The sequence below is a fragment of the Rhizobium tumorigenes genome (genome assembly GCF_003240565.2).
GTDB lineage: Bacteria > Pseudomonadota > Alphaproteobacteria > Rhizobiales > Rhizobiaceae > Rhizobium > Rhizobium tumorigenes.
The window spans coordinates 339834-360271 of sequence record NZ_CP117255.1; the positions used below are offsets into that span (position 1 = coordinate 339834).

The following is a 20438-nucleotide window of genomic DNA, read 5'->3' on the forward strand; positions in this document are numbered from 1 at the left end:
AGGATAATCATGGTCGATCGCCCAATTCTAACAACAACGGCTGGCGCGCCGGTTCCCAACAACCAGAACACGCTAACCGCCGGGCCTCGCGGTGGTGTGATGCTGCAGGACTACCAGCTGCTCGAAAAGCTCGCCCACCAGAACCGTGAACGCATCCCGGAACGCGCCGTGCATGCCAAGGGCTGGGGCGCGCATGGCACCCTGAAAATCACTGGCGACATTTCCAAGTACACCAGGGCCGCAGCACTGCAGCCGGGCACCGAAACGCCGATGCTGGCACGCTTCTCGACCGTTGCCGGCGAGCAAGGTGCTGCCGATGCCGAGCGCGACGTGCGCGGTTTTGCGCTGAAGTTCTACACATCCGAGGGCAACTGGGACATGGTCGGCAACAACACGCCGGTGTTCTTCGTGCGCGATCCCTACAAGTTCCCTGACTTCATCCACACCCAGAAGCGCCACCCGAAGACGAACATGCGCTCAGCCACTGCCATGTGGGATTTCTGGTCGTTGTCGCCCGAAAGCCTGCACCAGGTGACGATCCTGATGTCGGACCGTGGCTGTCCTGTATCGCCGCTGCACATGAACGGCTACGGTTCGCACACCTATTCCTTCTGGAACGATGCCGGCGAACGCTACTGGGTGAAATTCCACTTCAAGACCCAGCACGGCCACAAGTTCTACACTAACGAGGAAGCCGAGCAGGTCATCGGCAAGACGCGCGAAAGCTATCAGGAGGCACTTTACGGCTCCATCGAGGATGGCAATTACCCGCGCTGGACCGTCCAGGTGCAGATCATGCCGGAAATGGATGCTGAGAAGACGTCCTACAACCCGTTCGACCTGACGAAAGTCTGGCCGCACTCGGAATATCCGCCGATCGAAATCGGCGTGATCGAACTGAACCGCAATCCGGAAAACTACTTCGCCGAGATCGAGAACGCCGCGTTCTCGCCGTCGAACATCGTGCCCGGTATCGGCTTCTCGCCGGACAAGATGCTGCAGGCCCGTGTTTTTGCTTATGCCGATGCCCACCGCCATCGTCTCGGCACGCACTACGAGCATATCCCCGTCAACCAGCCCAAGGCGCCGGTTCATCACTATCACCGCGATGGCCAGATGAACACATTCGGTGGCATCCGGACCGGTCATCCGGACGCCTACTACGAGCCGAACTCGTTCAATGGTCCGGTCGAGCTGCCGTCCGCCCAGGAGCCGCCTTTGCGGATCGATGGCGAAATGGCACGCTTCAACCACCGCGAGGGCAACGACGACTATGGCCAGGTCCGCGACCTGTTCAACCTTTTCGACACGGCGCAGAAGGGCCGGCTGTTCTCGAACATTGCCGCAGCCATGGGCGGTGTCCCCGGCGAGATCGTCGAGCGTCAGCTGGCCCATTTCAAGCTAGTGCATCCGGAATACGAAGCCGGTGTCCGTATCGCCCTGAAGAACGCGCACGGCTACGAAGCCGATACGATCAGCGCTGCCGCAGAGTAAAATTTTTCGTTGCGAGAACAGATATTGGAAATCGGGGCTTCGGCCCCGATTTCTGTTTCAGGCAGACCCTGCCTGATGGGCGATTACCAGCTCGGAAGCACCAGGGCGGCCTTGGAGCGCGGCAGGTAGCGGTTGAGGCCCTTGCTGTCGGCTTCGCTCTCTTCGCCGGTTGCTGCCGGCGTGATGTTGTCCAGGCAGGCCGAGATATGGGCTGTGATGGCATTCATCAGCGATGCGGAGACGCCAGGCCGCTTCATGATACCGATCTGCACCGGCGGCAGGGCTGGAAAGCCATCCGCGTGGCTGAGAACCTTCATGCCGTTGCGCAGTGCCGATTCCGGCATCACCGAGACCGCAAGGCCCGCCAGCACTGCAGACGCGATGACGGTGCACGACCAGCTGGTGAACAGCACCTGATATTCGCGGCCGACAGCATCGAGCGACGAACAGCTGACCTGCCGCCACGGGCAATCCCGCCTGCCCAGCGCCAGCGGCACCGGTGCATCGTCGCGCAGCGGATGGTTGGCTGAACTCACCCAGCAGAGCGGCTCGGTCCTGACGACGTCGGACACGCGTTCGCGCGGATTGTGGGTGACGAGCGCGATGTCGAGTTCGCCACGCGCCATCTTCTCGGCAAGGTCGACCGACGGTTCGCAGACGATGTAAAGCTCGACATTCGGATGGGTCTTGGCAAAGCGGCCGATGATCTCCGGCATATAGCGATCGGCGTAATCGTCGGGCGTGCCGATGCGCAGCGTGCCTTCCAGCCTGTTGTCGTCGAAAGCCGCAATTGCCTCGTTGTTGAGGCGGATGATGCGCCGGGCGTAGTCGAGCAGCTTTTCGCCCTCGGCCGTCAGCCGGTTGCCGCGACCGTCCTTTATGAACAGTTGCTTGCCGACCCGCTCCTCGAGCCGGCGCATCTGCATGGAGACTGCAGACTGGGTCTTGAAGATGCGATCGGCCGCCTTGGTGAAACTGCCGGTGTCGACGATGGCGATAAAGGTCTGCAACTGGTCGATATCGAGCGGCGCTGCCATCGTCTCACCTATGAAAAGAGTTGATGACAAGCATTAGAAACATTCGTTGGACTGATCAATAGCCATTTGGCATCTTCCAACTGCAAATTGCATCGCAATCGAACGGCAGCGTCGTCGTTCGCGCCCGATCAACACCACCTGATCTCCCGGATCCCCCCATGAGGAAGGTGGTTTTTGCGTGCCTTGGGAAGGATAGTTAAATGAGCACGACGGAACTGAGATTGCCAATGAAGACCGCCACACGCACCATGCCGCTTGCAGCCCGCGTGACCTCTGTCTTTGCCATGCTGATCTCTGCAGGCCGCGTGTTCCGCCATCGCACGGAAATCAATCGCCTGCATGAGCTCGACGACAACCAGCTGCGCGACATCGGCTTGACCAGGGGCGAGCTGAACAGGGCCCTTTTGGGTTCCTCGTTCTTCGAAGACCCGTCGTCGCACCTGACGCACTCAGCCCGTCGCCGTGCGCGCAGTTTCGGTAGCCATGACTTTCGCGGCTGAGAATTCAAGTTTCCCCGCAGGGCGATAGCCAATTGCCCTGCCTCTTGCCCGGTGTCCGGCCTAGCCGACACCGGGTTTTTTTGTGCCGGCCCCGCGCGTGCCGAACACTCTAATACTGGTATTCGTCGAACACCGGCTCGACGGACTGGTTCCAACGACCGTTGTAGCGCGTCAGCATGTCGTCGGAGAGGGTTGCCTTATTGGCCAGCACTTCTTCTAGAGGCGCGAGGAACAGGCTTTCGTCCTGGCCTTCGCTGTTGAGCCGGGCACGGGACTTCAGGCCTGCGCGCGAGATCGAAACCACGTCATGGGCGATGTCGAGCAGCGAGCGACCGCCGAAGCTTGCAGTCAGGCCCTGCACAGGCACCGCGTTGCGCAGCGTCTCGACCTCGTCGAAGCCCCAGCCCTTGGTCAGTTCGTCAGCCGCCGACAGGGCAGCATCGTCATAGAGCAACCCGACCCAGAAGGCCGGCAGGGCACAGATCCGGCGCCAGGGGCCACCATCCGCACCGCGCATTTCCAGGAAGCGCTTCAGCCGCACATCGGGAAACAGGGTAGACAGGTGATTGGTCCAGTCGCCCATGGTCGGCTCCCACGATGCAATCTCGCCCTTCAGCGCACCGTTCATGAACTGGCGGAACGTCACGTGGGTACAGTCGTGGTAGCTGCCGTCGCGAACGATGAAATACATCGGCACGTCGAGCGCCCATTCTACATAGTGCTCGAAGCGGAAATCGTCGCCGAAGGTGAACGGCAGCAAGCCCGAACGGTTGTTGTCCGTATCGCGCCAGATATCGCCGCGCCAGGAAGACAGGCCGTTCGGCTTGCCTTCGGTAAACGGCGAGGCGGCAAACAGCGCTGTCGCCAGCGACTGCAGCTTCATAGATACGCGCATCTTCTGGCGCATGTCGGCTTCGGAGGAAAAGTCGAGGTTCACCTGGATGGTACAGGTGCGGTACATCATGTCGAGACCCTTGCTGCCAACCTTCGGCATGTAGCGGGTCATGATGTCGTAACGTGATTTCGGCATGCGCGGCGTTTCGGCCAGCGTCCATTTCGGGCTGCCACCGACGCCGAGAAAGCGGATACCCATCGGCTCGGCAACTTCACGCACGGTTGCGAGGTGCTGGTTCGATTCCTTGCAGGTCTGGTGAATAGTCTCGACCGGCGCCCCGGACAGCTCAAACTGGCCGCCGGGTTCGATCGATATGGCACCCATGCCCGATGGTTCGGCCAGCCCGATGACATGGCCGGCATCGATGATCTCGTCCCAGCCGAGCTTTTCGCGCATGCCTTTCAGCAGGGCCGAGATGCTGGCATCGCCGAAATAGGGAACCGGGCTATTGTCGGCGCGGAAAAAGGCGAACTTCTCGTGCTCGGTGCCGATGCGAAAGCTGTCCTTCGGCTTGCTGCCGGCGTCGAGATATTCGGTCAGTTCCGACACCGATGCGATCGGGGTCTGGTCGGTCGTGTCGCGGGCCATGAAGCTACCTTGATCTCGGAACGGTGCCTGTGCGGAAGACAGACTTAAAGAATGGCTGATAGGGCTGGACTCAGTTACGGTGCAAGTGAATTTGTTTCAAGGCTTGTTCAAAAAAATACGATCTCGCCCAAATTTGTACGGTGCCTTGAGTATTTATTGCCAATCGCCGATCGCCGCCTGTATCACCGCCATCGCAGCGACCGCTGCCGTGTCTGCTCTGAGGATACGGGGCCCGAGCGGAATGGCTGTCACGAAATCCAGGGATCGCAACCGGGCGCGCTCCTCCTCCGAAAACCCGCCCTCCGGCCCGACAAGAAGTGCCAGCTGCGTCTCCTGTATGGACCGCAGCAGCGGCAGCGGGTTCTGCCCTGCATCGCCCTCGTCACAATAGATGATCCGGCGCTCGCCAGGCCAGCGATCGAGCAGGTCGTTGAGCTTCACGGGCTCCGCAACGTCGGGGATCGCCAGGATGCCGCATTGCTCGGCTGCCTCGACGGCGTTGGCGCGTAGCCGGTCGATGCTGCCGATCTTGCCCTGCACATGCTGTGTCATCACCGGCTGCAGAATGCCTGCGCCCATCTCCACGGCCTTCTGGACCAGGTAGTCGAGACGGCCGACTTTCAGCGGCGCGAAGAGATAGTGCAGATCCGAAGGTGCCGGCTGCGGGCGTGTCTGCAAATGCGGGATCAGCAGCAGGCGCTTGCGGGTGGGAAAGTCAAGCTTGGTCTGCCATTCCCCGTCGCGGCCGTTGAAGATCAAAATTTCCGCATCTGCTTCGAGCCGCAGCACATTGGCCAGATAGTTAAATTGTTCTGCGCCGACCTCGACGGGTTGGCCCTCTGAGATATCGGCGGCGACGAACAATCGCTGCATACGAAAATTGGCGCGCATGGAAACCCTGGCTGTTAGACGAAGAGCGCGAACATAACCGAATAAACCCCGGCCGCAAGCAGGGCCGCCGCAGGCACCGTCACGATCCAGGCGCCGATGATCGTCAGGAAATGCGACCGGCGTACAAGCCGGCGGCGGCTGATCTCGTCCGGATTGAAGACCTCCTGCTCTTCGATATCCCAATGCTCGGCCTTCATCCGCATATAGGCCATCCGCCGTTTCGAGTTGCGGGTGTACCATTCACGGAAGAATCCGACCCCGAAGACCGCGCCGATTGCGACATGGGTCGAGCTGACCGGCATTCCGAACCAGGACGTGACGATAACGGTCAGCGCCGCCGAAAGCGCGACGCAATAGCCGCGCATCGGGTTGAGCTTGGTGATCTGCTCGCCGACAAGTCGGATCAGCCGTGGCCCGAACAGCAGGATGCCGACGGCAATGCCGCAGCCGCCGATCAGGACGACCCAGAACGGCGCTGGACCGGCAGGCAAGGTCCCCGCAGAGCGCACGATCGCGCTCAGTGGACCGACGGTGTTGGCGATATCGTTGGCGCCATGGGCAAAGGACAGCAGCGCCGCCGAGCAGATCAACGGCAGGCGAAAGAGACCGCGCAACGAGCTGTTCTTGTTCTCGAGGCCGACCGACTGGCGCGCTACCAGCGGCCGCGCCATCAGCCATACCAGCAGGCCGACGGTGATGCCGATCGTCAGAACCGTTGCCGGGGAATAGGGCGCGGCGCGCGCAAGCACCATGACGAGGTAAGAGGCAAAAGTGCCCGCCATCGTCCCTGTCAGGATCGGGATCCAGTAGCGGGCAGCACGGATCTTGTCGTCGCGGTAGATGATGAAGGTCTTGATCAGATACAGGAAGCCTGCGGCAATCGCCCCGGCGATCATTGGCGTCAGCATCCAGGTGGCCGAGATCGCGATGACCGTGCGCCAGTGGATGGTATCCACACCGACGCCGGCAATCCCCGCGCCGATGACCGCCCCGACGATGGCATGCGTGGTGGAGACAGGCGCCTTCAGCCACGTCGCCAGATTGATCCAGACGGCGGCGGCAGTGAGCGCCGAGATCATCACCCAGGCCAGCAGGCCGCTCTGGGCAATCAGCGACGTGTCGATGATCTGCGAGGAGATGGTCCGCACCACGGGTCCGCCGGCGATGGTGGCGCCCAGCACCTCGACCACAGCTGCCATCACCAGCGCCTGGCGCATGCCGATAGCGCGCGCACCGACGGCAGCGCCCACGGTATTCGCCACGTCTTTGGCGCCGATGTTGAGCGCCATGTAGCCAGCCAGCGCCACGCCAGCAATGACCAGCGTCGCGCCGGGTCGGTCGAACACGTAAATGCCGGCAAACAGCATCGCAACGCCGAGAAATATCAGCGCATAGCCGGGCGCGATCAGCGGCTTGACCACGTGCTCTGCGGCGTCCTCGACATAGGTGAGCTTGTCGAGGTCCTTGTCGAGAGTTGGCTTTATCAATCCGGCTGGCCGCTCAGACATGCTTTCTCCTCGACGTCGAGGCGCAATGCTGTGGGATCACGGCGTAGAACTGCGGTCGGTGTCTTCGGCTTGGTCGGTGTGTCCCATCCGTTGCTGAAAGCGCAGGATGAGATCGCGCAGTTCCGGTTCACGGACGCGCCTGACGGCTTCGTTACAGGAAACCCATTCGAGCGTGCGCTCGCCCTTTTCCTTGAAGTTCTTGGCCAGTTCAGTGACTGCGAGGGCATAGACCTGCACCTTGCACGGCACGGTCATGCCGTCCTTCATAACCTTCGGATAGGTGAAAACGCCGAGAGATGTCGCATCCACTTTTCCGCGAACGCCGGCCTCTTCGTAAGCCTCGCGTGCGGCCACTTCATGCGACAGCTTGCCGGACATCGGCCAGCCCTTGGGAATAACCCAGCGGCCGGTATCACGGCTGGTCATCAGCAACATTTCCAACTCGCCTGTCTTCTTTTTAAAGCGATAGCACAGGGCTGCGTACTGCTGCCGCGGCGGGCGGCGCAACATCAGATGCATATCGGTGGCAAGTCGGGCTAGGAGTGTCAACGGGCGGGTCACCTTTGTAATTTTCGCGAGGAATCATTAGACAAGTATATTCTACATCAACCTGGACTAGAACCTATGAAAAAGCGGTTTCAGTCCGGCCTCTAAGGTGAATTATCAGCAAATCCGCGTCTCCATCGTCAGAATGCGCCGCCGTCCGTCCCTGTGACGACGAGACGCAAGATAGCCGATGGAGGAGGGTCGGTGACACCAGACGTAGGACGGACTCGGTAGCTTTCAATCGTCCGACGGCCTCTATAGCTTCACTTTTACGATATTGCAAAAATTAAAGACTTTCCCTTAGTGTCTGGATGTCTCTGCTCCGGAGTTGGCATGCGGAGCGTATTCAGTGAAAAGGGATTGCCGACATGTGGCGTCGACTACTGCTTTCCATCGGCATCTGCGCAGTTGCGGTGCCTTCTCTGGCCGCTGACCGTTTCTACTGTGCAGCCGACGACGCCTCCATCAAGTTCAGCATAGATAGCGGTTTTTCGGATGGTCCGGGCCACAAGCTCAATCATTTCCGCGGTCTCATGGTCGGCAAGTCCGCCCTCATTCCAGAAGACTTCCGCAAGCTGCCGCTCGAATCAAGCCAGTTGACGCAGTATTGGGCCTATGCCGGCGAAGTGCGGCTTGCCGTCGCAGCCTTTAACGGCAATGGCGACAACGCTGCCAGTGCCGAGCTTGTCATTGTCGCATCCGGCAAGGAAGATGGAACCCCGATGCCGGGCAGCTATGTCCTGACAATCTCGACGCCGGATGGTACCAAGCCGGTCAAGTTGACCGGCCGGCTAACGTGCAACGCCAAGTGACAGGCTGCCAGACCCGCCGATCTAGAACTTGAACGAAACGCCGAAGTTGATGGCATTGGTGAAGACACGCGTCTTCAAGGTATCGCCACTGTCGATGGAAACGTTGTCGACAAAGGAGTAATTGCCTTTGTATTCGACGAAGGTCGCCCAGTGCTTGCTGATATCGTAGCTCACGCCTGCTTGTGCCTGTAGCGCAAGCCCGCCGAACTGATAGTCGAAGGTACGACCGGACGAACGCGTGACCTCGACATGTGGCACGTTGATGCCCGCGCCGGCACCCACATAGGGCGTCCATTTGCGGGAAGGGTCCTGAAAACGATAGAGCGCGTTGGCCGTCAGCAGATTGAGCCCGTCCGTGAACTCGAAGTGCGACCAGCCGGGTGTGTTGCCGAGGTCGCCATAGACCTTGGCGTGGGTGTAGTCCAGCGACACGCCCCAGTTCGGCTGGTTGAGCTCGTCCAGCCACCACGTTCCGCGAACGCCGTAGTAGGGCGGGTTGCTGAAGGATTTGCCGGACCAGTTCGGATCGAAATCGGCACCGTCCGACGTCGTGACATTGCTCCCGGTCGCTCCCTGCACCCCGCCATACGCCGAAAACATCATGTCGGCAAAAGCGTGGTCGGCAACGGTAAGAACCGTGAAAAACGCCGCGACGGCAAAGGCCGACTGGCGAAGTCGATTGGCTAGGCGCATGAAGAACCCCCGGATGATTCAGTCACCCATAGATGTCGGGATTTCATGACATGGCTATTACAACAGGCGGTAGAGTCCAGGGTTAGGCATCAGGTTGCCATCAAAAACAGAAAGTGCGGCACGAATGCCCAGCCCCTAACTGAAATGTGGAACACTTCGCGCAACTCCGAGTTTTGCGGCAGCAGTTCCCTTGAAACTCGGCATCAATATCTACTTGTGTTCCACAATTCAGCGAGAGGGCCGGACGCGCATGCCCGGCTCTCTCGAATCCGTCCGACAATCAGCCGCCGAAGCCGCCGAAGAGGGTGCGGAGCACGTCCATGCCGTGGTCCTTGTAGCTGACTTCGCCCTGCTTGTTGCCGGGGCCGACGACGATGACCTTGGTGCCGACGGGCACGTGGTCGTAGAGATCGGCGACATCGGCATTCATCATGCGGATGCAGCCCGACGACAGGTTGAGGCCGATGGTCCAGGGCTGGTTGGTGCCGTGGATGCGGAAAATCGTGTCGTGGCCATTCTGGTAGAGATACATGGCGCGGGCGCCGAGCGGGTTGGCTTCTCCACCCGGCACGGAGGCCGGTAGCGGATGGCCTTCCCGGGCTTCGCGTACGCGCATCTCGGCCGGCGGGGTCCATACCGGCCATTCCGCCTTGCGGCCGACCGTAACGATCCCCGACCAGCCGAAGCCGTCACGACCGACGCCGATGCCATAGCGCGTGGCCCGGTTGTTGCCTTCGACGAGATAGAGGAACTTGTTGTTGGTATCGACAATGATCGTGCCGGGCGCCTCATCGGTGACGAGACGGACGAGACGCTTGTGGAATTCCGCAGGCACGGTCCGGTTCGGTTTGACGTTGCGAACCGCGTCGTTGGCCGTCGTCATCGGGGCGGGCGTCGTCACAGCGATCATGGACGTCAGCGCAATCGCTGTTGCGGCCATTAGCCGAATAACTTGCTTCATCCTGGAGTTCCTCTGGTGCAAAGATCGCGAGGCTAATCAAACCGATTAGAATTTCAAGATCTACAGCATCGGCAGAGGCATTTTTGGGTGGCGACGAGCCGTCATCTGATCAGCTCGTCGCCATCCATGGTAAAATTACATCACTATGACACGGGTGCCGACCTTCACCCGGTCGAAAAGATCGCTGACATCCTCGTTGCGCAGGCGGATACAGCCGGACGAAACGGCGCTGCCGATGGTCCAGGGCGCGTTCGTGCCGTGGATGCGGTAAAGCGTCGATCCGAGATACATGGCGCGGGCGCCGAGCGGGTTGCCGGTGCCGCCTTCCATGTGGACTGGCAGGTAGTGACCCTTGGCAGCTTCGCGCGCAATCATTTCCGAAGGCGGTGTCCAGCCCGGCCACTGTTCCTTGCGGGTGATGGTATGGGCGCCGGCCCATTCGAAGCCGGGCTTGCCGACGCCGACGCCGTAGCGCCTGGCCTTGCCGCCGCCGGTCACCAGATAGAGGAAACGGTTGTCGGTATCGATGACGATGGTGCCCGGCCGTTCCTTGGTCTGGTAATCCACCATCTGCGGCAGATACTGCGGGTCGAGTGTCGAGCGGATGACAGGCATGCCGGGTCGCACGTTGGCAACCGTCTGTACCGGCCTGACGCCGAAAAGCGGACGCGAAGCCCGCTGCTGGAAAAGCCCGCGTGGCTGGACCGGAACCGGGCGCGGGTACACAACCGGCTGGACTGAGGCGCCGCCGAGCTGCGTCACCCACGGGGCCGTGAGGTCGGCGCTGACGATGACCGGCGGGCGTGTCTGGTAGCGGTCGGTGGCAAGGGCAGGGGCGGCAAAGGCGGCGACGAGGCCGGCCGCAAGCAAAATAGACTGTTTCATCATCGGACGGACTCTCTACAATGGACCGAAGATCGGGCGTTCTGGCGCTCGGTTCGGAAAACATCGTGACATTGCCCTGCCCATGAATGGTAAACGGCGGTTCATGAAAACGCCGGCAGACATGTAAACCTTTCGTCAGGGTTAACCATCGGTTTGGAAAGACGGTTTGCAAATGGTAAAGCACCGAACGAATTGGGAAGCCTGATGACTGCAACAGGATTGATCACCGGCGACGACGGCCGGGAGCGCTGTTTCTGGCACGCGAATTTGCCCGACTATCTGCGCTATCACGACGAGGAGTGGGGGCGTCCCGTCACCGACGATATCAGGCTGTTCGAGAAGATCTGCCTCGAGGGTTTTCAGTCCGGCCTGTCCTGGCTGACCATCCTGCGCAAGCGCGACAACTTCCGCCGCGCCTTTGCCGGGTTCGATTTTCATCAGGTTGCCCTGTTCGGCGAGGCCGACATCGAGCGCTGCGTCGCCGATGCAGGCATCATCCGCCATCGCGGCAAAATCGTCTCGACGATAAACAACGCTCGCCGTGCCATCGAGCTGAAGAAGGAGTTCGGCTCGCTCGCACGTTATTTCTGGAGCCACGAGCCGAAGCCCGACGAGCGACCCGCAGTTGTCGACCGCGCAACCCTTTCGGCCACTCCGACGACGCCCGCCTCCGTGCGTTTCTCCAAGGACCTGAAGAAACGTGGCTGGACTTTTGTCGGCCCAACGACAATCTATGCCTTCATGCAGGCCATGGGTCTGGTCAACGATCATCTCGAGGGCTGCTATTGCCGGGACAGTGTGGAAAAGATGCGCAACGACCTGGTGCGGCCGTGAGACGGCTCGGCCTGTCGCTCTGCCTGTGGCTCGCCATCATTGGTCTTGGCCCCGTGGCCCATGCGGAGGATGCCAGGGCGCCGCAATTGCAGATGCCGGAGTTGGATCGCGGCGAGGAGCTTGAAAAGCTCGGCTTTCCCGCCGTTACCGAAAAGCTCACCGGCTGGACGAAATTCGGCAAGGGCAAGGTCTACACCCTGCCGATCAAGGCCGGCCAGCACGTCAAGATCACCTTCGCATCGAAGAGCCAGTACGCCTTCATGGCCATATTCGACCTGACCTCGAGCGCCGACGAAGCCTTTTTCGGCACCGATGAGGACGGCATGACCGCCGATGTCACCGTCAGTGCCGATACGACCTGGTTCATCAAACCGTACTATTCCCGCGTCACCCGGCGGCGGGGCCTCGGCGCACCCTATTCGATCCTCATCGAGCCGCTGCCATCGGGCCTGCCGCAACAATCGGCTCCGGCTGGCGATGCGGACAAGGCGCCCTCCCTGTTTCCGCCAAAACCCGGCACGCCGGCGCCTGCCGCCAACAAACCGTCCCTGTTCCGGCCCTAGAGAATCCGGGCCTCAGGCGGCAGACAGCTTAGCGATCAACGCTCCGAGCTCGCCCAGATGCTCTATCTTGTGGAAGCGTGGTGCATCCTTCGGCTCATCGACATGTTCGTAGACCCAGGTCAGCGCGTGCGGCACGAAGACACCGTAGCTGCCGGCAGCGATGGCCGGCACGATATCGGATTTCAGTGAGTTGCCGACCATCATCGCCCGCTCCGGCCCATCGCCGACCTTCGCGAAGATTCGGCGATAGGTGGTCGCCGCCTTGTCCGAGACGATCTCGACGGCATCGAAGAAATCGCCGAGGCCTGATTGCGCCAGCTTGCGCTCCTGGTCGAACAGGTCACCCTTGGTGATCAGCACCAGCAGGTAATGTCCGGCCAGCGCCTCGAGGGTCTCGCGTGCATGCGGCAGCGTTTCCACCGGGTGCGACAGCAGGTCCCGACCGATGTCGAGGATTTCGGCGATGACCCTGGCCGGAGTAGTGCCCTCGGTGATCTCGATGGCCGTCTCGATCATCGACAGGGTGAAACCCTTGATGCCGAACCCGTAATGGGCAAGGTTGCGGCGCTCGGCGGCAAGCAACCGCTCCGACACCCTGTCTCCCTCGGCGTAGTCGGCGAGCAATTCGGTAAAATGCTTTTCGGTCAGCTGGTAGAAGTGTTCGTTCTGCCAGAGCGTATCGTCGGCATCGAAGCCGATGGTGGTCAGCGGACGCACGGTCATAGCCATCTTCCTCGTCGGTTCCTCGGGCAGACTTTATCCCTTCCGGCAAGCGAGACAAGCATCCTCGAATACATCACGGCTGCGTGAAACCGGTACATCAATGCGTTGAAGTCGGGGCTCCGCGCGTTATCTTCGCTCAGCGGCAAGGGCCTGCAGGCGATCCGCTTGCGAGCGCACAGAAGCGTTGATACGCCTGCGGACAAACCAATTGCGGCCGCACGAAAGGAATTTCCAATGCGCTACAATCAACTTGGCAACACCGGCATGTTCGTCTCCGAACTCTGCCTTGGGACGATGACGTTCGGCGAGGCTGGCGGCGGCACCTGGGGTGCGATTGCCGACGTTGACCAGGATGCAGCCGACAAGATCGTCGAAAAGTCGCTCGCGGCCGGCGTCAACTTCATCGATACTGCGGACGTCTATTCCTTCGGCGTTTCAGAGACGATCCTCGGCCAGGCGCTGCAAAATTTGGAAGTGCCGCGCAAGGACGTGGTTATCGCCACCAAGGTTTTCGGCCCCATGGGCGAAAAGCCCAACGACCGCGGCGCCTCGCGCGGCCACATCATGGATTCCGTCGAGGCCAGCCTCGAACGGCTGCAGGTCGATCATATCGATCTCTACCAGATCCACGCGACCGACTCCGTGACCCCGATCGACGAGACGCTGCGTGCCTTCGATGATCTCGTATCCGGCGGTCTGGTGCGCTACATCGGCGTATCGAACTGGCAGGCCTGGCGCATCGAAAAGGCGCTTGGCATCTCCGAGCGAAAGGGCTTTGCCCGTTTCGAGACCGTGCAGGCCTATTATTCGATCGCCGGCCGCGACATCGAACGCGAGATCGTCCCGATGATGGCTGAAGAGAAGATGGGCCTGATGGTCTGGTCACCGCTCGCCGGCGGGCTGCTCTCGGGCAAGTACGGCCCGGGTGCACCCGGCAACGGCGAAGGTCGCCGCGCCGGCTTCGATTTCCCGCCTGTCGATAAGGACCGCGCCTGGGCCTGCGTCGCTGCCATGCGCGATGTGGCTGCCAAGCACGACGCGAGCGTTGCCGAAGTCGCGCTCGCCTGGATCCTCGCCAAACCCTTCGTCACCAGCGTCATCATCGGTGCCAAGCGTGTCGAGCAGCTCGACCAGAACCTCAACGCGGTTTCCCTGCGGCTGGATGCGGAAGACATGGGTATGCTCGACGAGATCAGCGCACTCGATGCCGAATATCCGGGCTGGATGATGCCGCGCCAGAATGCCGCCCGCCGTCCCCAGCCTTTCGATCCGAAGGCCTGATCGCGCAGATTGCGAGCCGTCCCGCTCTGTCGGGGCGGCTCTTCTGCTAAAGGAATATTTCCGCAATCGGCTCCCAGCCATTCGGACCCGGACGAAACTGCGGAATATGCGCGAGGCTGTGAACCAGGGCGCTGTCGGCGCCGAGCGTATCCTGCCAGTCGCGTGCCTCGGTCAGGATCACGCCAACACCGACGACCTCGCCGCCAGCCTTGCGCACCAGTTCCATCGAGCCCTTCAGGCTGGAGCCGGATGCGACGACATCGTCCACTACCACGACACGCTTGCCGGCCAGCAACGGAACCGCCTGCCGGTCGAGTAGCAGGCGCTGCTCGCCCTTGGAGGTGATCGATGTGATCGTCTGCATGAGCGCATCGCCAAGATGGATTTTCGGCGACTTCTGCAGGATGACGTAGCGATCGAGTCCCAGCGCCCGGCTGACCTCGATTGCGACCGGAATGCCGAGCGTGGCTGCCCCTACGATGACATCCGGCTTCAGCGGCGCCACTTTGGCGGCCAGTTTTTCCCCGACATGCGCGCCGAACCTGACGCCGAGATCGATCACCATCATCAGCGAAATGGCAAAATCCGGTTTGATCGGCACGATTGGCAGATCGAGTGGATAGCCGGCGACATCGACTTTCCAGTGCTGGGTTTCGATGGCGGCGGGATCTCTCATGGCGTCAACCTCGGGATGGGATGAAAGCTTGATTGCGCTGATGCCGGTCTTACTTGCCGTGCGCCTTCAGCCACGCTTCCATCTCCTTGATCTCCTTCTGCTGGGCCTCAATGACGCCTTTCGCCAGTTTGCGAAGTTCCGGATCTTTGCCGTATTGAAGTTCGATCTTCGCCATCTCTATCGCGCCCTGATGGTGGGCGATCATCCCGCGCACGAAATCGGCGTCGGCATTGCCGCTGTAGGTCAGGCCCATGTCCTTGTGCATTTGCGCGTTGGCCGCCGCAAAAGCCTGGCTCGACGGGCTCTGGTCACCCATCGGCTTGCTCATATCCATCTTTGACATGTCTTCGGCAAAGCCGCTGCTGGAGCCGAAGGCGAGGATGGAGGCCAGGAAGATGGTTTTCGTGAGCATGGAATTCCTCGTTCGGGATGGGTCGAAATTCGCTTGAAATCAGACTGTTCAGATTTTGGCCGCCTTGCGCAGCGCCTCGTTGATACGGCTCTGCCAGCCCTTGCCGGTGGCCTTGAAGGCATCGATGACATCGGGATCGAGCCGCAGCGAGATTTGCCGCTTGGGCGCCTCGACCGCCGGTCGCCCACGGGCACGGCGAATGCTTTCCGCCAGATCCGGAAAAACCTCGGCAAACGGCCGGGCGTTCTTGAAGTCTTCTTCGGTCCATTCGGGATTTTCTGGATCCTCGGCAATCCCCCTTTGTATGCGCCGCTCTTCTGCGTCAGTGAGGGTACGGCGTCCTTGATCGATATTGGTCATAAAGGCTCCTTTCCTTGCGACTGGCCGGCCTGAGCGAAATCAGCGATATTCCTTGGCGCCCCAGTCTCACGAATATGACGGCAACCATGTCGTTAGCCAAAAGGCCGATCGCTTTCAGTCGTCCATTTCTGGCATCGAGGATCATCGCCTCGGTGAAAAACTCTAAATCCAGGTCGCCGAAATCCAGATCGTGCTTTTCTATGTTTTTGTCGCGCTTGCGCTCGTCCCAAGTAATTTTCATCGCAAGAATACCCCCGAAGTGAATATTTGTCGATAATAAAAGTGCTACAATAAAACTTGCATCCTGCGCTATCCGCGCGAAAGGCGGGCGGCGATCACCTGATGGACGATCTGGTAGTCCCGGCTCTCTTCGCCGAGCGGCGCCACCGGCCATGTCCAGCGCTCGATAGCCTCGGGCGGCGCGATGCCGAGCAGCAGGTCTGCCTGCTCGTGGATCTTGCCTGTCCGGTCGATGACGGCATAGGCGATATCGGTGACAAGGCAGCTGCGGCAGGGCAGGGCGGCGAGGTCGGCAAGATGTGCGCCGATGAGGCGTGCTGCCGCATCCGCCGGCATGACTCCTTTGCGGGCGTCGGATAGTCGCCGCTGGACGCCGCGGCCGATCTGCGACAGGAGGTTGGCTGACACGACGAGGTCGAGGTAGGGAACCTGCCGCAAAAAGCCGAGCGGTTCGAGGGCTTTCCCGGCGGCGAGCTGGTCATAGCCCGAGAGGTCGCGCTCGATCAGGCGGACGTTGCCGAGGCGCCGGGCCTTCAACCAGAGCCTCACCGATGCCAGATGCACGAGGTCGACCAGCACGACCGTATCGAAAGCCCGGGCCAACTCGACGATTGGCACATCGCGCAGCAGTCCTGAACCGAGCACCACGGCGGTGCGCCGCTGGGTAAGATCGGCCATTGCATCGAGCATAGCCTTCTGGCTGCGCATCTCGTGCTCTGCCCAGGCCGCACGGCAGCGTCCGGCTCGCGACCAGAGGCTGACGGAAGAGCGGACGAACCGTCGAAACGGCTTGCCGGTGAGGGGCAGGGTGGCGATTTGCTGCAGCGTTTCGGCAATCATCGGCAGGCAGCGTCGGGCAAGGGTGCGGCCAAAACCAGGATGACGGGTTTTGCGGGTGGCGGCGTGGCGGTTTGCTGGAGCATCGATGTCGGCCTTCCCGGAAAGATATAGGCGAGGGTGGCATTTTTCCCCGGCAACCGCCAGCCGCCGAATTGCCGTTGCAACCCTTGCCGCAATCGGCCCGATCCGCTAGGAAACCGCCACTGTCACAGGACCGGAATGCAGCGCCATGAACGACAAGCCGAAGAAGCCCCAGAAGCTGAGAGCCCGCCTACCGCGCGGCTTTGGTGATCGCACTGCTGCCGATATCCACGCCACCAACGAGATGGTCGCAAAAATCCGCGAGGTCTATGAGCGCTACGGTTTCGATCCGATCGAGACGCCGCAGTTCGAGTATACGGATGCGCTCGGCAAGTTCTTGCCCGACAGCGACCGCCCGAACGAAGGCGTCTTCTCGTTGCAGGATGACGATGAGCAGTGGATGAGCCTGCGCTACGACCTGACCGCGCCGCTCGCCCGCCATGTCGCCGAAAATTTCAACGAGATCCAGCTGCCTTACCGCACCTACCGCCAGGGCTACGTTTTCCGCAACGAAAAGCCCGGCCCCGGCCGCTTCCGCCAGTTCATGCAATTCGACGCCGACAGCGTCGGCGCACCCGGCGTCCAGTCCGATGCCGAAATGTGCATGATGATGGCCGATACGCTGGAAGCGCTTGGCATCAAGCGCGGTGACTATGTGATCCGGGTGAACAATCGTAAGGTTCTGGATGGTCTCTTAGAGCATTTTGAAATCGTCGATGCTGAGCAAAAGTTATCGGTTCTCCGAGCTGTCGATAAGTTCGATAAGTTCGGCTGGAACGACGTATTATTATTGCTAACAATCGGGCGTTGGGATGGCGGGAAGGCAGACGTAGGTGACTTTGCGAAGGGGGCGGGCTTAACTGAGCATCAAGCAGAACGCATTCTCTCCAATCTCTTCGCTTCACCCAACCAAGATGTTGAAGACGGCAAGTTAGTGCCGAGTAACACGAGAGCACTGCAATATCTGGAAACAAATGCCAGAGGCGGGCATCCTATGTGGGTTCAAGGCTTTGAGGAATTGAGCCTGATGAATTCAATATTTGCGGCGTGCGGCTACAAAGCAGACCGGATCAAGATCGACACCTCCGTCGTCCGTGGCCTCGAATACTACACCGGCCCCGTCTATGAAGCCGAACTCACCTTCGACGTCACCAACGAAAAAGGCGAAAAAGTCGTCTTCGGCTCGGTTGGCGGCGGTGGGCGCTATGACGGGCTCGTGTCGCGTTTCATGGGCCAGCCTGTGCCGGCTACCGGCTTTTCCATCGGCGTTTCGCGCCTGATGACGGCGCTGAAGAACCTCGGCAAGCTCGGGCAGGACGAGGTGCTTGCGCCTGTCCTCGTCACCGTCATGGACAGTGATATCGAGTCTTTGGGAGGCTACCAGAAGCTGACGCAGGCGCTTCGCGGCGCCGGTATCCGTGCGGAGATGTACCAGGGCAGCGCCAAGAAGAAGATCGGCGACCAACTGAAATACGCGGACCGTCGCGGTTGCTCGATCGCCATCATCCAGGGCGGCAACGAGCGGGCAGAAGGCGTGGTGCAGATCAAGGACCTGATCGAGGGCAAGCGTCTTTCCGGCGAGATCGAGGACAATGCATCCTGGCGCGAGGCGCGGGTGGCGCAGGAGATCGTGCCGGAAGCCGAGATCGTCGCCAAGGTGCAAGCGATGCTGGCAGCGCAAGCCGAGGACCGCAAGCGGGCGATGCAGGGGCGGCAGGCATGACGCGGGCAAGCGTTCGAGAGGAGATCGCCTTATGCCGCTGATCGACCTCCCGACCTTTGCGCCCGAATTGCTGGCCGAATTCGCGGCCCGCCGCACCAGCCGCATCGATACCCCCGTCATCCAGCCGGCCGAGCCGTTCCTAGACATGGCCGGCGAGGATCTGCGCCGCCGGATCTTCATGACCGAGAGCGAAACGGGCGAAAGCCTTTGCCTGCGCCCGGAGTTCACCATTCCCGTCTGCCTGCGCCACATCGAAACGGCGACGGGCACGCCGAAGCGTTATTCCTATCTGGGCGAGGTCTTCCGCCAGCGCCGTGAGGGCAGCCACGAATTCTACCAGGCCGGCATCGAGGATCTCGGCGACATCAATATATCGAGCGCCGACGCGCGTGCCATCGGCGATGCCACCGGCATCCTCACCCGTCTGTTGCCCGGCCGCCGCCTGAAGGTGACGCTCGGCGATCAGGCTGTGTTCGAGGCCGTCGTGCAGGCGCTCGGCCTGCCGCTCGGCTGGCAAAAGCGGTTGATCCATGCCTTCGGCGATACCGCGCAGTTGCAGGCGCTGCTCGCCCGGCTGGTCAGCCCGCAATTCGTCACAGACCTCGATGACGACGTCGCCCGGCTGGTGGCAGAGGATGACGAGGCAGCCCTTGTTGCCCACATCGACGGTACCATGCAGAAGACCGGATACTCGACCAATGCCAGCCGCTCGCCGCAGGACATTGCCCGTCGGCTGAAGGAAAAGCTGCTGCTCTCGGAAACGAGGCTCGACGATGCCGCCTATGGCGTGCTCGAGGAGTTCCTGTCGCTGAACGTGCCGCTGTTCAATGCGTCTGCTGCACTTGCCGGCTTTGCCGATGCGGCAGGCCTGCGGCTCGGCAATGCGCTGTCGCGCTTCGACGGCCGGGTTGCGGCGCTCGCCAATGCCGGCGTCGATCTCACCACCATCGAATACCGCGCCGCATTCGGACGGCCGCTGGATTACTACACCGGTATGGTCTTCGAGGTCGCAGCCGAGGGATCGTCTGCGGTGCTCGCCGGCGGTGGCCGCTTCGACCGACTGATGGCGCTGCTCGGTGCCCAGAACCGCATTCCGGCTGTCGGCTTCGCGCTCTGGCTCGATCGCATCGAGAGTGAGAGGGCGCCGGCATGACCGTCACCATTGCCTTGCCCTCCAAGGGTCGCATGAAAGACGACGCATCCGACATTTTCGCGCGCGCCGGCATGCCCATCGTCGCCGTCGGCAACGACCGTTCCTATCGCGGCCGTGTCGAAGGTTGGGACGGCGTCGAGATCGCCTTTCTCTCGGCATCCGAAATCTCCCGCGAGATCGGCAACGGCAGCGTCGATTTCGGCGTCACCGGCGAGGATCTCATTCGCGAGGGTCTGGCGGAAGCCGACAAGCGCGTCGCGTTTTGCGCCCGTCTCGGCTTCGGGCGGGCCGATGTCGTGGTCGCCGTGCCGGAAATCTGGCTGGATGTCGATACCATGGCGGATCTCGGCGACGTCGCTGCCGATTTCCGTAGCCGCCGTGGCCGCCGCCTGACGATCGCCACCAAATATGCCCGGTTGACCCAGCAGTTCTTCTCCAGCCAGCACGGCATCCAGCTCTACCGCATCGTCGAGAGCCTCGGCGCCACAGAGGGCGCGCCGGCCTCGGGTTCGGCGGATATCATCGTCGACATCACGTCCACGGGCTCGACGCTGGTGGCAAACCACCTGAAGATCCTGTCTGACGGCATCATCCTGCGATCGCAGGCCTGCCTTGTCAGGGCCCGGAAGGATAGCCACGCCGATGACCCGCTGATCGGCCGGATCGTCGCCGCAGTCAAAACAGCACTGCCGGCATAGACAGCATCCCGACAACAAAAAGGCCCACCGTGCGGACACGGTGG

General features: G+C 61.2%; 23 protein-coding genes. 9 read left to right on the top strand and 14 right to left on the bottom strand.

Annotation, left to right across the window (positions count from 1 at the left end):
* The first annotated feature begins 9 nt into the window (after nucleotides 1–9).
* Entirely contained in the window at nucleotides 10–1494 is a 1485-nt protein-coding gene (gene katA / locus PR017_RS01680; RefSeq protein ID WP_111217521.1) for a catalase KatA, read from the top strand.
* 83 nt (nucleotides 1495–1577) lie between these two features.
* Here katA and PR017_RS01685 read toward each other — a convergent pair whose 3' ends face one another.
* Nucleotides 1578–2531: a LysR substrate-binding domain-containing protein gene (locus tag PR017_RS01685; RefSeq protein WP_111217523.1), complete on the bottom strand. Its 954-nt coding sequence runs from the start codon at nucleotides 2529–2531 to the stop codon at nucleotides 1578–1580.
* A 200-nt stretch (nucleotides 2532–2731) separates the two neighbouring features.
* On the opposite strand from PR017_RS01685, the gene PR017_RS01690 reads away from it, so the two are divergent.
* Nucleotides 2732–3031: a YjiS-like domain-containing protein gene (locus PR017_RS01690; protein ID WP_111217525.1), complete on the top strand. Its 300-nt coding sequence runs from the start codon at nucleotides 2732–2734 to the stop codon at nucleotides 3029–3031.
* A 109-nt stretch (nucleotides 3032–3140) separates the two neighbouring features.
* Here PR017_RS01690 and PR017_RS01695 read toward each other — a convergent pair whose 3' ends face one another.
* The 4 genes from PR017_RS01695 to PR017_RS01710 all read right to left on the bottom strand — a co-directional run bounded on the left by PR017_RS01695 (nucleotide 3141) and on the right by PR017_RS01710 (nucleotide 7462).
* Complete coding sequence (locus tag PR017_RS01695; RefSeq protein WP_111217527.1) at nucleotides 3141–4514, bottom strand: glutamate--cysteine ligase; 1374 nt, start codon at nucleotides 4512–4514, stop codon at nucleotides 3141–3143.
* Between the two features lie 153 nt (nucleotides 4515–4667).
* Entirely contained in the window at nucleotides 4668–5405 is a 738-nt protein-coding gene (locus PR017_RS01700; RefSeq protein WP_111217529.1) for a 16S rRNA (uracil(1498)-N(3))-methyltransferase, read from the bottom strand.
* A gap of 14 nt (nucleotides 5406–5419) precedes the next feature.
* On the bottom strand, nucleotides 5420–6913 hold the full coding sequence (locus PR017_RS01705) for an inorganic phosphate transporter (RefSeq protein ID WP_111217532.1): 1494 nt from the start codon (nucleotides 6911–6913) through the stop codon (nucleotides 5420–5422).
* Between the two features lie 36 nt (nucleotides 6914–6949).
* On the bottom strand, nucleotides 6950–7462 hold the full coding sequence (locus PR017_RS01710) for an NUDIX hydrolase (RefSeq protein ID WP_206423124.1): 513 nt from the start codon (nucleotides 7460–7462) through the stop codon (nucleotides 6950–6952).
* Nucleotides 7463–7827: 365 nt separating this feature from the next.
* On the opposite strand from PR017_RS01710, the gene PR017_RS01715 reads away from it, so the two are divergent.
* Nucleotides 7828–8271 carry a hypothetical protein gene (locus PR017_RS01715; protein ID WP_111217534.1) on the top strand — a complete coding sequence of 148 codons (444 nt, stop codon included), beginning with the start codon at nucleotides 7828–7830 and terminating at the stop codon, nucleotides 8269–8271.
* Between the two features lie 21 nt (nucleotides 8272–8292).
* Here the strand turns inward: PR017_RS01715 and PR017_RS01720 are convergent, their stop codons facing one another.
* The 3 genes from PR017_RS01720 to PR017_RS01730 form a co-directional block, all read right to left on the bottom strand.
* Nucleotides 8293–8964 (bottom strand): outer membrane protein, encoded by a 672-nt coding sequence (locus PR017_RS01720; protein WP_111217536.1) that lies wholly within the window; start codon nucleotides 8962–8964, stop codon nucleotides 8293–8295.
* Between the two features lie 280 nt (nucleotides 8965–9244).
* Nucleotides 9245–9925 carry a L,D-transpeptidase gene (locus PR017_RS01725; RefSeq protein WP_111217538.1) on the bottom strand — a complete coding sequence of 227 codons (681 nt, stop codon included), beginning with the start codon at nucleotides 9923–9925 and terminating at the stop codon, nucleotides 9245–9247.
* Between the two features lie 135 nt (nucleotides 9926–10060).
* Nucleotides 10061–10813 carry a L,D-transpeptidase gene (locus tag PR017_RS01730; RefSeq protein ID WP_111217541.1) on the bottom strand — a complete coding sequence of 251 codons (753 nt, stop codon included), beginning with the start codon at nucleotides 10811–10813 and terminating at the stop codon, nucleotides 10061–10063.
* A 201-nt stretch (nucleotides 10814–11014) separates the two neighbouring features.
* Between PR017_RS01730 and PR017_RS01735 the strand changes: the two genes are divergently transcribed.
* Nucleotides 11015–11644 (top strand): DNA-3-methyladenine glycosylase I, encoded by a 630-nt coding sequence (locus PR017_RS01735; RefSeq protein ID WP_111217894.1) that lies wholly within the window; start codon nucleotides 11015–11017, stop codon nucleotides 11642–11644.
* Nucleotides 11645–11736: 92 nt separating this feature from the next.
* On the top strand, nucleotides 11737–12207 hold the full coding sequence (locus PR017_RS01740; RefSeq protein ID WP_142824459.1) for a hypothetical protein: 471 nt from the start codon (nucleotides 11737–11739) through the stop codon (nucleotides 12205–12207).
* A 12-nt stretch (nucleotides 12208–12219) separates the two neighbouring features.
* Here PR017_RS01740 and PR017_RS01745 read toward each other — a convergent pair whose 3' ends face one another.
* On the bottom strand, nucleotides 12220–12930 hold the full coding sequence (locus PR017_RS01745) for an HAD family hydrolase (RefSeq protein WP_111217545.1): 711 nt from the start codon (nucleotides 12928–12930) through the stop codon (nucleotides 12220–12222).
* A 234-nt stretch (nucleotides 12931–13164) separates the two neighbouring features.
* Between PR017_RS01745 and PR017_RS01750 the strand changes: the two genes are divergently transcribed.
* Nucleotides 13165–14211 carry an aldo/keto reductase gene (locus PR017_RS01750; RefSeq protein ID WP_111217547.1) on the top strand — a complete coding sequence of 349 codons (1047 nt, stop codon included), beginning with the start codon at nucleotides 13165–13167 and terminating at the stop codon, nucleotides 14209–14211.
* A 46-nt stretch (nucleotides 14212–14257) separates the two neighbouring features.
* On the opposite strand, the gene PR017_RS01755 is transcribed toward PR017_RS01750, so the two are convergent.
* The 5 genes from PR017_RS01755 to PR017_RS01775 all read right to left on the bottom strand — a co-directional run bounded on the left by PR017_RS01755 (nucleotide 14258) and on the right by PR017_RS01775 (nucleotide 16739).
* Nucleotides 14258–14887, bottom strand: coding sequence for a phosphoribosyltransferase family protein (locus PR017_RS01755; RefSeq protein ID WP_111217550.1), 630 nt, complete (start codon nucleotides 14885–14887; stop codon nucleotides 14258–14260).
* A 49-nt stretch (nucleotides 14888–14936) separates the two neighbouring features.
* Nucleotides 14937–15299 (bottom strand): CopM family metallochaperone, encoded by a 363-nt coding sequence (copM, locus tag PR017_RS01760; protein WP_111217552.1) that lies wholly within the window; start codon nucleotides 15297–15299, stop codon nucleotides 14937–14939.
* Nucleotides 15300–15347: 48 nt separating this feature from the next.
* A complete protein-coding gene (locus PR017_RS01765; protein ID WP_111217554.1) occupies nucleotides 15348–15659 on the bottom strand; it encodes a BrnA antitoxin family protein in 312 nt (103 codons plus the stop codon).
* Nucleotides 15622–15900, bottom strand: a complete 279-nt coding sequence (locus tag PR017_RS01770; protein WP_111217556.1) for a BrnT family toxin — start codon at nucleotides 15898–15900, stop codon at nucleotides 15622–15624. The genes PR017_RS01765 and PR017_RS01770 overlap by 38 nt, the downstream gene beginning before the upstream one ends.
* A 68-nt stretch (nucleotides 15901–15968) precedes the next feature.
* Nucleotides 15969–16739 (bottom strand): hypothetical protein, encoded by a 771-nt coding sequence (locus PR017_RS01775; protein WP_111217558.1) that lies wholly within the window; start codon nucleotides 16737–16739, stop codon nucleotides 15969–15971.
* A 229-nt stretch (nucleotides 16740–16968) separates the two neighbouring features.
* Here PR017_RS01775 and hisS point away from each other — a divergent pair, with 229 nt between their 5' ends.
* From hisS to hisG, 3 genes are read left to right on the top strand one after another with little or no spacing between them, the layout of a single operon-like run.
* A complete protein-coding gene (hisS, locus tag PR017_RS01780) occupies nucleotides 16969–18543 on the top strand; it encodes a histidine--tRNA ligase (protein ID WP_111217560.1) in 1575 nt (524 codons plus the stop codon).
* 31 nt (nucleotides 18544–18574) lie between these two features.
* The gene (locus PR017_RS01785) at nucleotides 18575–19696 is read left to right on the top strand and encodes an ATP phosphoribosyltransferase regulatory subunit (protein ID WP_111217562.1); all 1122 of its coding nucleotides are present in this window, start codon (nucleotides 18575–18577) and stop codon (nucleotides 19694–19696) included.
* Nucleotides 19693–20394, top strand: coding sequence for an ATP phosphoribosyltransferase (gene hisG / locus PR017_RS01790; protein ID WP_111217564.1), 702 nt, complete (start codon nucleotides 19693–19695; stop codon nucleotides 20392–20394). The genes PR017_RS01785 and hisG overlap by 4 nt, the downstream gene beginning before the upstream one ends.
* Nucleotides 20395–20438 lie beyond the last annotated feature (44 nt).